The organism is Streptococcus sp. 2100 (assembly GCF_013276335.1).
Taxonomy (GTDB): Bacteria; Bacillota; Bacilli; order Lactobacillales; family Streptococcaceae; genus Streptococcus; species Streptococcus pseudopneumoniae.
Genome location: NZ_VMKV01000087.1, coordinates 1 through 11713, shown reverse-complemented (window position 1 = coordinate 11713; position 11713 = coordinate 1). Strand labels below are relative to the sequence as shown.

The 11713-nt window shown below is 38.6% G+C and carries 10 protein-coding genes; 7 read left to right on the top strand and 3 right to left on the bottom strand.

Features of this window, described 5'->3' with window-relative positions; genetic code table 11:
* Positions 1-372: 372 nt before the first annotated feature.
* Both yidA and HT669_RS10205 read right to left on the bottom strand, forming a co-directional pair.
* Positions 373-1179: a sugar-phosphatase gene (yidA, locus tag HT669_RS10210; RefSeq protein ID WP_023941315.1), complete on the bottom strand. Its 807-nt coding sequence runs from the start codon at positions 1177-1179 to the stop codon at positions 373-375.
* 12 nt (positions 1180-1191) lie between these two features.
* Positions 1192-2496, bottom strand: a complete 1305-nt coding sequence (locus tag HT669_RS10205) for an HD domain-containing protein (RefSeq protein ID WP_050208475.1) — start codon at positions 2494-2496, stop codon at positions 1192-1194.
* 71 nt (positions 2497-2567) lie between these two features.
* On the opposite strand from HT669_RS10205, the gene HT669_RS10200 reads away from it, so the two are divergent.
* From HT669_RS10200 to HT669_RS10170, 7 genes are all read left to right on the top strand, one after another.
* The gene (locus HT669_RS10200) at positions 2568-2945 is read left to right on the top strand and encodes a DUF1934 domain-containing protein (RefSeq protein WP_079247627.1); all 378 of its coding nucleotides are present in this window, start codon (positions 2568-2570) and stop codon (positions 2943-2945) included.
* A 100-nt stretch (positions 2946-3045) separates the two neighbouring features.
* Positions 3046-3378 (top strand): putative DNA-binding protein, encoded by a 333-nt coding sequence (locus HT669_RS10195; protein ID WP_023936115.1) that lies wholly within the window; start codon positions 3046-3048, stop codon positions 3376-3378.
* A gap of 11 nt (positions 3379-3389) precedes the next feature.
* Positions 3390-4961 carry a signal recognition particle protein gene (ffh, locus tag HT669_RS10190; RefSeq protein WP_023941312.1) on the top strand — a complete coding sequence of 524 codons (1572 nt, stop codon included), beginning with the start codon at positions 3390-3392 and terminating at the stop codon, positions 4959-4961.
* A 377-nt stretch (positions 4962-5338) separates the two neighbouring features.
* Positions 5339-7267, top strand: a complete 1929-nt coding sequence (locus tag HT669_RS10185; RefSeq protein WP_087148661.1) for a site-specific DNA-methyltransferase — start codon at positions 5339-5341, stop codon at positions 7265-7267.
* 3 nt (positions 7268-7270) lie between these two features.
* Positions 7271-7912 (top strand): SLATT domain-containing protein, encoded by a 642-nt coding sequence (locus HT669_RS10180; RefSeq protein ID WP_000009498.1) that lies wholly within the window; start codon positions 7271-7273, stop codon positions 7910-7912.
* Entirely contained in the window at positions 7896-10973 is a 3078-nt protein-coding gene (locus tag HT669_RS10175) for a DEAD/DEAH box helicase family protein (RefSeq protein ID WP_055356954.1), read from the top strand. The genes HT669_RS10180 and HT669_RS10175 overlap by 17 nt, the downstream gene beginning before the upstream one ends.
* Positions 10974-10986: 13 nt before the next feature.
* The gene (locus HT669_RS10170; protein WP_050223616.1) at positions 10987-11439 is read left to right on the top strand and encodes a CFI-box-CTERM domain-containing protein; all 453 of its coding nucleotides are present in this window, start codon (positions 10987-10989) and stop codon (positions 11437-11439) included.
* A 66-nt stretch (positions 11440-11505) separates the two neighbouring features.
* Here HT669_RS10170 and HT669_RS10900 read toward each other — a convergent pair.
* Positions 11506-11713 (bottom strand): hypothetical protein (locus HT669_RS10900; RefSeq protein WP_205380507.1); only part of this gene is annotated, 208 nt, incomplete at its 5' end.

Genomic DNA, 11713 nt, shown 5'->3' with positions numbered 1-11713 from the left:
TGTTCACTTGCTTCATAATTCATAGAACTATTCTACCATATATTGTTTCGCAGGAAGTCTATTATCAAAAGGTGTTGATATATGGGCTGTTTCAAGATTACTAAGGCATAAAGATATACAACAAATTATTCAAACTTACGGACATACTCTAAAAGAGGGTTATTGATAAATAGTATAGGAAGAGCCTTAAAATAAGGTTTTTTCTATTTATCGATTCCAGCAGGGGGTATGTAATTAGATACTATAGTAGATTGAAACTAGAATAGTGTATCTGGACTTCTAAAACATTACTAGAAATTGATTTGTCCTATTCCTATTTCATTTTACTATAAAAACCGCTCAACTGAGCGGTTTTCGTCTATTCATACCCTCTTACAGTACCCATGTTCGGATGGCATGGGCAACACCGGATTCGTCATTTGTTTTAGTGATGTATTTGGCGATTTTTTTGATTTCTGGATTTCCATTTTCCATGACAACGGGGTTCCCAACGACTTCCAGCATGGCACGGTCATTTTCTTCGTCACCGATAGCCATGGTTTGATTTTTGGTCAATCCGAGTTTTTCAGCTAGGTGAGTGATGGCTGACCCCTTGTCTACATTCTTTTTAAGGAGTTCGAGGTAGAAAGGAGCAGACTTGTTGATAGAGTAGCGTTCGTAAAATTCTGCTGGTATCTTTTCAATTGCAGCATCGAGAACCTCAGGCTCATCGATGAACATACACTTGACGATTTCCTTGTCAGCCATTTCTTCAGGTGTGCGGTAGAAGATAGGCATGCTGACGAGGGTTGATTCGTGCACTGTGTATTTTCCGATATTGCGATTGGCAGTATAGATACCGTCTTTAGTAATAGCGTGCATGTGGACACCGAGCTTACGACTGAGAAATTCCATATCCAGATAATCCTCATAGGTCAAGGATTCGCTGATAATCTCATGGCCAGTAGCAGTTTCTTGGACAAGGGCACCGTTAAAGGTCACCACATAGTCACCCTCGTCTCTCAACTGCAAGTCGTCCAGAAGTTTGGCAACACCTGCGATGGGGCGGCCAGTTGCAATGACGACTTTGACACCAGCTTGTTTGGCATCTTGGATGGCAGAAAAGACTTCAGGAGTGATTTCCTTTTGGCTGTTGACTAGTGTTCCGTCAATATCGACGGCAATTAGTTTAATACTCATAAAATTCCTCTTCTAGTTGTTATTTGGGGTAAAATGGTCGTTCTCAATCAAGTGTAAAAATTGCTGGGTGATACTTGCGAAGATGCTGTTTTGGTCTAACATTTCTTTCGGGAAATAAAAACGATTATCTCCGTGACGGCTACCAGCAAGGGATTGGACAATAGGAGACAGGCTAGAGAGTTCGGCTAGTTGACCATTCTTTTGTAAAATCTCAATCTGTGTCCGTGGATTTTCAGATTCGGGACGATAGATATCATAAGGGAGGTCAAAATTCTTATGAATGGCAGTGTAGTAGTCGGGATCAAAGCCGATATCCTCAACCAATTTTCTCATGCTAGCGAGTTGGTCTTGGTCTTCTTGTGAAAAAGTAATGGATTTAAAGACCTTGCGGTTGACAAAGCGTTGCGACAGGTCTGCAAGAATCTTGTCAGGACTGGTCATCCAGAGTTGGAAGTAGGTATTCATCACACCATCATCCAGAGCTAGATAGTCAGACAAGGTCACATTTTTTTCAAAGAAAGGTAGCAAATGGGGAGAAGTTCGTGCAAAAAAGTCCTTGTCCTCAGGATAGAGTTCCTTGGCGCGTTTGAGAAGATTCTGTAGGAGAACTTCCATAGCGCGTGTTGCGGGGTGGAAATAAACCTGCATGTACATCTGGTAACGGCTAAGGACATAGTCTTCGATGGCATGCATGCCATTGCGCTGAAAGGCAATACCGCTTTCGACAGGACGAATGACTCGGAGGATGCGAGTCAGGTCAAATTCTCCATAGGATGCTCCTGTAAAATAGGAGTCGCGCAAGAGATAGTCCATGCGGTCTGCATCGATTTGGCTGGAAATGAGTTGCACAACCTGCTTGTTAGGATAGGTATGGTCGATGACACTGGCTATCTTTTCTGGAAAATCGGGCGCTACTTGTAGTAGGACTTGGTGGATCTCCGTCTCAGGACTTTGAATAATCTCCTGAGTAATGGCTTCATGGTCTGTATCAAAGAGATGTTCAAAAGTATGGGAGTAGGCACCATGCCCAAGGTCGTGTAGGAGAGCAGCGGTCATGGTCAAGAGAGACTCGGCAGGATTCCATTCTTCAGGATATTTTTCTTCAAAAATCTCCGTGATGCGACGAGCAATCTCATAGACTCCAAGACAATGGGAGAAGCGACTGTGTTCTCCACCGTGGAAGGTATAACTGGAAGTTCCCAGTTGCTTAATACGGCGCAAGCGTTGAAATTCTTTTGTATTGATCAAGTCGTAGATGATTTGATTATTGACATGGATGTAGTTGTGAACAGGGTCACGGAATACTTTTTCGTTCATATGACCATTATAGCAAAATCCTGCTCTTTTTGGTAAAATAGTAGGACAAGAGACAAGAAAGAGGACCTGATGTGAAGATTCGGATGCGAAATACGATTCAGTTTGATGAGCAGTTGGAAGTGATTGACCAGCTTTATGACGTGGAAGTGCATAAAAAAGGAGATTATAGCTACCTGTTTTTCTATAATGAGGAAAAGGAAAAAGTAGTCATTAAATTTCATGGTCAAGAACTGGTGATGAGTCGTTTTTCCAATCCCAAGACCATTATGCGCTTTTTAAAGGATAGTGATAGTTTAGCCTATATTCCTACACCTATGGGCATGCAGGAGTTTATCATCCAAACGAGCCATTATCAAGTTGATAGACAAAAGATTGAACTAGATTATCAACTACAAAATCAAGAGGGACATCCCTTTGCTAGCTATCAATTGGAAATTACTTGGGGCTAGGATCTTATTTTTTTCAAATTTTTTCAAATTTTGCTAGCTATCTTCTTGTATTGACTTCCTAGTGTGGTAGATTAGGCTAATTTTTGGTATAATAAAAGTTATGGAAATTGAAAAAACCAATCGTATGAATGCGCTCTTTGAATTTTATGCAGCGCTTTTGACAGATAAGCAAATGAATTATATCGAGCTCTACTACGCTGATGATTACAGCCTTGCTGAGATTGCCGAGGAGTTCGGTGTCAGTCGTCAGGCTGTCTATGACAATATCAAGCGAACAGAAAAGATTCTGGAAGATTATGAGATGAAATTGCACATGTACTCTGACTACATTGTCCGCAGTCAGATTTTTGACCAGATTTTGGAGCGCTATCCCAATGATGACTTTCTGAAAGAGCAGATAGAAATTTTAACAAGCATTGATAATAGAGAATAAGAGGAAGAAAAATGGCATTTGAAAGTTTAACAGAACGTTTACAGAACGTCTTTAAAAATCTACGTAAAAAAGGAAAAATCTCTGAATCTGATGTCCAAGAGGCAACCAAAGAAATTCGCTTGGCCTTGCTTGAGGCCGACGTTGCCTTGCCTGTTGTAAAGGACTTTATTAAGAAAGTTCGTGAGCGTGCAGTCGGGCATGAGGTCATTGATACCCTTAACCCAGCGCAACAAATTATTAAAATCGTTGATGAGGAACTGACAGCCGTTTTAGGTTCTGATACAGCTGAGATTATCAAGTCACCTAAGATTCCAACCATCATCATGATGGTTGGTTTACAGGGGGCTGGTAAAACAACCTTTGCCGGTAAATTGGCCAACAAACTTAAGAAAGAAGAAAATGCTCGTCCTTTGATGATTGCGGCGGATATTTATCGTCCAGCTGCCATTGACCAGCTTAAGACCTTGGGACAACAGATTGATGTGCCTGTCTTTGCACTTGGGACAGAGGTTCCAGCTGTTGAGATTGTACGTCAAGGTTTGGAACAAGCACAAGCCAATCATAATGACTATGTCTTGATTGATACGGCAGGTCGTTTGCAGATTGATGAGCTATTGATGAATGAGCTTCGTGACGTAAAAGCACTGGCTCAACCAAATGAAATTCTCCTCGTCGTTGATGCCATGATTGGTCAAGAAGCAGCCAATGTTGCGCGTGAGTTTAATGATCAGTTGGAAGTGACTGGGGTTATCCTTACCAAGATTGATGGCGATACTCGTGGTGGTGCTGCTCTATCTGTTCGTCACATTACTGGAAAACCAATCAAGTTCACTGGTACAGGTGAAAAGATTACGGACATTGAAACCTTCCACCCAGATCGTATGTCTAGCCGTATCCTTGGCATGGGGGATATGCTCACTCTGATTGAGAAAGCTTCTCAAGAATACGATGAGCAAAAGGCCCTTGAAATGGCTGAGAAGATGCGTGAAAACACCTTTGATTTCAATGATTTCATTGATCAGTTGGATCAGGTGCAAAACATGGGGCCGATGGAAGACTTGCTCAAGATGATTCCAGGTATGGCCAACAACCCAGCCCTTCAAAACATGAAGGTAGATGAACGCCAGATTGCGCGCAAACGTGCCATCGTGTCTTCGATGACACCTGAAGAACGTGAAAACCCAGATTTGCTAAATCCAAGCCGTCGACGTCGTATTGCCGCAGGTTCTGGAAATACCTTTGTCGAAGTCAATAAATTCATCAAAGACTTTAACCAGGCTAAACAGCTCATGCAGGGTGTCATGTCTGGAGATATGAACAAGATGATGAAACAGATGGGGATCAATCCAAACAATCTTCCCAAAAATATGCCAAATATGGGAGGAATGGATATGTCTGCCCTTGAAGGAATGATGGGACAAGGTGGTATGCCTGACTTATCAGCTCTCGGAGGAGCAGGAATGCCCGATATGAGCCAGATGTTTGGTGGCGGACTCAAAGGTAAAATTGGCGAATTTGCCATGAAACAGTCTATGAAACGAATGGCTAACAAAATGAAGAAAGCGAAGAAGAAACGTAAGTAAGACAAAGGAAGGCCGCAGGGCTTTCCTTTTTTAGAAAAATAATAAAGGTCTATTTTGAATCTGTAAAGAATAAAAAATAATAATACTCAATGAAAATCAAATAGCAAACTAGGAAGCTAGACGCAAGCTGCTCAAAATACTGTTTTGNNTACGGTAAGGCGACGTTGATGTGGTTTGAAGAGATTTTTGAAGAGTATAAATATAAAGAAAAATCAGAAATTGAGATTAGAGAACTCTTTTGATTTCAATCCTTATTTTTGATAAAATGAAGCTGTAATGTATTAAAAATGAAGCATTACAAAGATAGGATAAGCCGACTTAATTTTTTATAAAATTAAAATTACAAAAGCTTGACAAAGCTAAGAAAGGATACTACCATGAGCACAGCACAGCACAGCACAGCACAGCACACAGGTGAAAAGTCTGGACTTGAGAAATTAACTCTCACTTCCAAAGATGTTTTTACAGATAATATTTCAAAAATTGGTCAACTTTTTCCTGAAGTTCTGACGGAAAAGAGGGATGAATACGGCAGATTACATCCTGCGATTGACTTTGAGAAGCTTAAACAGTTTTTATCAGAGGAAATTGTGGATGGTCGAGAATCCTATGAGTTTACTTGGGTTGGAAAGCGTGAAGCTATTGCAGAAGCTGGGCGACCAACTACCAAAACCTTAAGACCAGATCTTGATGAAAGTGTTGACTTTGAAAACAGTGAAAATGTCTTTATTACTGGAGATAATTTAGAAGTCTTGAAAATCTTACAAGAATCCTATCTAGGAAAAATCGATATGATTTATATCGATCCACCCTATAATACAGGGAAAGACTTTGTATACTCTGATAAGTTCCAAAAAACAGACGAAGAGTTGAAGGAAGAGATGGAACTTTTGGATGAAGAAGGACGCCAAGTAATTGGGCTCACAAAAAATGAAAAAACTTCGGCCCGTTATCACTCAGACTGGCTCAATATGATGTATCCACGCCTCCGCCTAGCGCGTAATCTTCTCAAAGATTCAGGTGTCATCTTTATCTCTATCGATGATAATGAACAAGCTAATCTGAAAGCTATCTGTGATGAGATATTTGGGGAGGAGAATTTTATAGCTAATGTAATTTGGGAACGTGCATATTCGCCTGTAAATTTGAAAAAGCACTTTTCAGAGAGTCATGACTATATTTTGGCGTATTCAAAAAATATAGAAATTTCAGTATGTAATGGATTACCTAGAAGTGATGAGGCTAATGATCGTTATTCAAATCCTGATAATGATCCAAGAGGAATATGGAAATCTGGAGATCTATCAGTTGGTCCAGCAATTCAAAATAATATTTACGAAATTGTGACACCAAGTGGACGTAAAGTTATGCCACCAAGTGGTTATAGTTGGAGATTGAATCGAGATAGATTTGAAGAATTTGTTTTGGATAAGCGCATTTGGTTTGGTCCGAATGGAGATAATGTACCATCGATAAAACGATTTTTATCAGAGACTAAACAGACGATAACTCCAATGACAATTTGGAAATATCAAGATGTTGGACATTCACAATCTGCTAGTCAAGATTTAAAGAGACTATTTGATGGAAATGCTTATTTTACATATCCAAAATCAGTACCATTATTAAAACGTGTTATACAGCTTTATAGTCAAGAAGAATCTATTATTTTTGACTTCTTTGGTGGTTCTGGTACTACGGCAGATGCAGTCATGCAACTGAATGCGGAAGATGGTGGAAATCGTAAGTTTATCCTGTGTACTTTGGATGAGGAAGTAGCTGATAAGTCTGCTGCTAAAGAAGCAGGTTATGAAACTATTGATCAGATTTCACGTGAACGGATACGTCGTGCTGCTGCAAAGATTCAGGAAGAGCATCCAGAGTTGGTTGGCAAACAAGACTTTGGATTTAAGGCCTACAAGTTAGCTTCTTCTAATTTCAAAGATGTTTCAGCTCGGCCAGATCAATTTATCCAAGGAGAACTTTTTGATAGTGTATCCAATATCAAGGAAGGACGTACTGGGCTTGACCTACTTTTCCAAGTTATGCTGACATGGGGAATGGAATTGTCATTAGCTATTGATTGGGAGAAAGTAGCAGGAGCAGAAGTTTATGATGTAGATCAAGGATCACTCATGGCTTGTTTTGAAGATGAAATCTCTGAAGAAGTTATCCGTCACATCGCTCAAGCACAACCACTCCGTACTGTTTTCCGTGATAGCTCATTTGCCAATTCAGCAGATAAGATTAACGTAAGTGAAATCTTCAAAGAATTGTCACCACATACGAAAGTGAAGGTGGTGTAGGCTATGAGTTTTAATAAAAACGTCAAAAATATCAAAAAGAAGAATAATAGCAAAAATAGCAATTTTGAGAAGCTTGATGAAATGATTCAAGATGAAATTAGAAAACTAAAAATAGTTAGACGAGCTCGTATTTTGGCTAGTGAACGACTTGAGGGATATGCTAGTAAGTGGGACATGTATTTACTTTTGATGGCTATTTTATCTAGTACCTTATTAGTTATTTCATTGATAGTTCCAAATGAAGGTTTGATAAAAAAAGTGGTTTCAGGATGTTTTTCTATGTATACAGTTATCATTCAATATTATGTGTCCACATTAAACTATAGAGAACGTGCTTTGAAATTCCATTATCACCATATAGAAATTAATAAACTTAAAGAATCACTTCAATGGTTATCTCTACAAGGTTATAATTTTAAAAAGAAGAATGCTAAATTTAAAGTTATAGTAGAAAAATATAATCTTATTCTTCAGCAACAAGAAAATTATAGTGAGTACGATTATCATAGAGCAAAGTGTAAAGAAATTAGACAGTTAGATTTTAGCATGGATAATATTTTCGTAAATATTCAACCGATTGTTATTATCTTATTTATTCTTAGTTACTTGTTCTTGGGAGGTATTTGCAATGAGATTACAATTTAAAAAACAACAATTCCAGTTGGATGCGGTTAGTGCCATTGCAGATTTATTTCAAGGGCAAGCCAAACATACTGGAGTTCAGTATATGGCGGATCTAGGTCGTCTCAAGTCAGATGAGGTAGATTTGGTTTTAGATGCTTATCGAAATGCACCGATTCAATTGAGTCAAGCAAGTATACGAGAAAATGTTCATACTATGCAAACTCGCTATGGTTTGCGTCCTTCTGATAAACTATCGATTGATATGATTGCTGGACGAGAAGCTTATAATTTTTCCATAGAGATGGAGACGGGAACAGGGAAGACCTACACTTATATCCGTACAATTATGGAGTTGAATAAACGCTATGGCTGGCTTAAATTTGTCATTGTCGTTCCAAGTGTAGCCATTCGTGAAGGAGTTCTCAAATCTCTACAGATCATGTCAAGCCACTTTCAGATGGAGTATGGCAAACAACCACGCTATTTTGTCTACGATTCTTCACGTTTAGGTGATTTGGATAGTTTTGCCAATTCGTCAGACCTTCAAATTATGGTCATCAACTCTCAAGCTTTTAATGCGAAAGGGAAAGATGCGCGACGGATTCATTCTGAGCAGGAAAGTTTCCGTTGGCGTCGTCCGATTGATGTATTGGCAGCTATGAATCCGATTATGATTATTGATGAGCCTCAATCTGTTGAAGGGAAACAGACAAAGGAAAGACTAAAAGATTTTAAGCCATTGTTTACGCTACGCTATTCGGCTACACACAAGGAAAAGCATGATATGGTTTATAGATTGGATGCCATGGATGCTTACAATCAAAAATTAGTGAAAAAGATTGCGGTTAAGGCTATTGAGCAAACTGGGACGACCGGGACACAAGGCTATCTTTATCTACAAGAAATCATTCCACAAAAAACAGGAGCACCCAAAGCAAAAATTGAGTTTGAAGTAAAAACGCAGTCAGGTGTCAAAAGGAAATTGAAGGTAGTGGAAGAACCCTTTGATTTATACGCTGAATCAGGGAATTTATCTGCTTATAAAGGAATGACCCTTAGTCACTTTGATGCAAGGGAGAACAAACTTCAAGTTGGCGTGACGCAAGAACTTCATGTTGGTGAAGTGATAGGGGAAGTGGATGAGTCGAGCATCAGAAGAATTCAAATCCGAGAAACTATAAAAAGTCATCTCGAAAAAGAAAGTAAACTGTACAATCGAAGAATTAAAGTATTATCCCTATTTTTCATCGATGAAGTGGCCAAGTATAAACAATATGATGAACATAATGATGCCTATAATGGTGAATACGCTCAGATTTTTGAAGAAGAATATCGAAATCAAGTAAACCAGTTTATCCGAACACAGGAACCAACTCCTTATCGTAGATATTTGGAGGCTAATCTTGAGGGAAATTCAGTTCATGCTGGTTACTTTTCGGTAGATAAAGTGAAGAAGTCAGATAAGACCATTTTCGTAGATTATAAATCTGCCAGTGAAAAGAAAAGTAATCTTTCAAATGACACCGATGCCTATGACTTGATTATGAAGGACAAGGAGCGTTTGTTGAGCTTTGAAGAGCCAGTTCGTTTCCTATTTTCTCACTCAGCTCTAAAAGAGGGATGGGATAATCCTAATGTCTTTCAAATCTGTACGCTGAAGCAATCTTCAGCAGAAACCCGTAAACGTCAAGAAATCGGTCGTGGTATGCGTTTGGCAGTTGACCAAAACGGAATTCGTCAGGATTTTGAACTCTTAGGAAATGATGTTCATGAAATCAATAAACTGACAGTAATTGCAAATGAAAGTTATGATCAATTTGCTCGAAGTCTACAAGAAGAAATCAAAGAACTCTTAGCAGATCGTCCTGCAAAAGTGGATGTTAGTCTTTTTGCGAATAAAGTTCTAACCAATCAAGAAGGACAAACAAGACGTATTACCAAGGAACAAGCAGATTCGATTCACTTTGATTTGATCCGACAAGGCTATATAGACCGTGAAGGGCAATTAACTACAGAATATTTTACTGCAAAAGAAAATCATCAGTTACAACTGTCTGAAACACTAGCAGGTTATGAGGATAAGCTGGTAGAGATATTGGAGAGCGTTTATCATGTTGGACAGTATGAAATTGAAAATGCCAATCATTCAGTCATTCAGTTCTCAAATGAGGTCAATCAAGAAAATATTGCTCGAAAAGAATTCTTAAATCTCTGGAAGCAAATCAATCGAAAGACCAGCTATCAAGTAGAATTTGATGATGCGGAATTGGTAAAACATTCGGTTGACTATATCAATGAGAAATTAGTCGTTAGCAAACCAAGTTTCCAAATAACTCAAGCAAGTGCAGCAGATATGAGTAAAGAAGAGGGACTGAACTTTACGGTAGCTGAAAATGATCGCCAACAAGAATATCTAACGGATTCGCAGATTATGACCAAATATGATTTGCTAGGGGAGATTGCTGAGCAGACTGGTTTAACTCGTAAATTGGTTGCGGAAATATTAAGTAAAATCTATGTCTACCAATTTGACAAGTTTAAACAAAATCCAGAAGAGTTTATTCTTAAGGTTTCAAAGCTTATTAATGAACAAAAAGCAAGTCAAATTATCAAGCATATTCAGTATAATGTGTTAAATGAAGAGTATGATATGGACTTGTTTTATGACAATCCTGAAACTGCTAACAGATCAGATGATCACTTACTTGAATCCAAAAAAGGGATTTACAATTTTGTAAAAGTTGATTCAAATACGGAGAAGACGTTTAAAGAATCTTTGGAACAATACGAGGATGTTCGTGTTTATGTGAAGTTACCAGGGAAGTTCAGTATTGCGACTCCACTTGGAAACTATAACCCTGACTGGGCAATCGCCTTCCGTGAAGGTAGTGTCAAGCATATCTATTTTGTTGCAGAAACAAAAGGCTCTATGTCTAGTCTTCAATTAAAACAAGCTGAGCAAGCAAAAATTTCCTGTGCGCGTGCTCATTTTAAAGCGTTAGCTCAAGCTGGATTGATTAATGATCAGCACATCTATGATGTGGTTTCAAGTTATGAGGAATTATTAAATATTGTAAGATAGGGAGGTAAAAGAAATGGAATTTATTGTATATCGTAAGGGAAGAGAAGTAGCTGTTTTTCAACGTAGGAGTGATGCAGAGAGATATGTGCACTCTAGAACTGGATTTTTTGGTGAACCAGATGCTTACTATCAGATTGAACAAAGAGGTTGTTATTTGACAGAAGCAGCTGTAACTTACAAGGGATTGGCAGATGACTGTGATGAATTGATGACTTTGCGAAAATTCAGGGATTCTTATCTAGCTTTTAAAGATGGTGGTCAGGAGGAAATTGAATCCTACTATAAGATGGCTCCTCAGATTGTTGCCAAGTTAGAAGAACATTCAAATCGTGAGGAAATACTAGAGTCTATCTGGTCAGGACTTGTCTTACCTTGTGTTTCCTTGATTAAAATAGGAGAGAATCAAACTTGCCATCAATTGTATAAAACATATACACTAGAATTGTCTCAAAAAGTGGTCCAATAAAACGAGTAGAGTATAGGAAAAGAGTTCGGGTCCTCGCTAACTTGTATAGTGAAGAGACCCCCTATTCTATTTAGATCCCCAATACCAAAACAAACGTGTCAAACTAATCACTAATAGAACATACTTGGAAGATTTTGAATGGAATGATGAAGATACAAAGGAAGCCAATTTCTCTAGCTGGCTTGATGAAATGGTAGGATTGTAAGGGGGGATTTTTACCCCTTGGGTTTTAAGAGTATATATAATTAAGATAAACGTAACCGCCCAATAACGA

Bases quoted from the DNA above. Each gene is read 5' to 3' on its own strand.
- ffh (WP_023941312.1), top strand. From the start codon at position 3,390: ATGGCATTTGAAAGTTTAACAGAACGTTTACAGAACGTCTTTAAAAAT.
- HT669_RS10185 (WP_087148661.1), top strand. From the start codon at position 5,339: ATGAGCACAGCACAGCACAGCACAGCACAGCACACAGGTGAAAAGTCT.
- HT669_RS10175 (WP_055356954.1), top strand. From the start codon at position 7,896: ATGAGATTACAATTTAAAAAACAACAATTCCAGTTGGATGCGGTTAGT.
- HT669_RS10180 (WP_000009498.1), top strand. From the start codon at position 7,271: ATGAGTTTTAATAAAAACGTCAAAAATATCAAAAAGAAGAATAATAGC.
- HT669_RS10195 (WP_023936115.1), top strand. From the start codon at position 3,046: ATGGAAATTGAAAAAACCAATCGTATGAATGCGCTCTTTGAATTTTAT.
- HT669_RS10170 (WP_050223616.1), top strand. From the start codon at position 10,987: ATGGAATTTATTGTATATCGTAAGGGAAGAGAAGTAGCTGTTTTTCAA.
- HT669_RS10205 (WP_050208475.1), bottom strand. From the start codon at position 2,496: ATGAACGAAAAAGTATTCCGTGACCCTGTTCACAACTACATCCATGTC.
- yidA (WP_023941315.1), bottom strand. From the start codon at position 1,179: ATGAGTATTAAACTAATTGCCGTCGATATTGACGGAACACTAGTCAAC.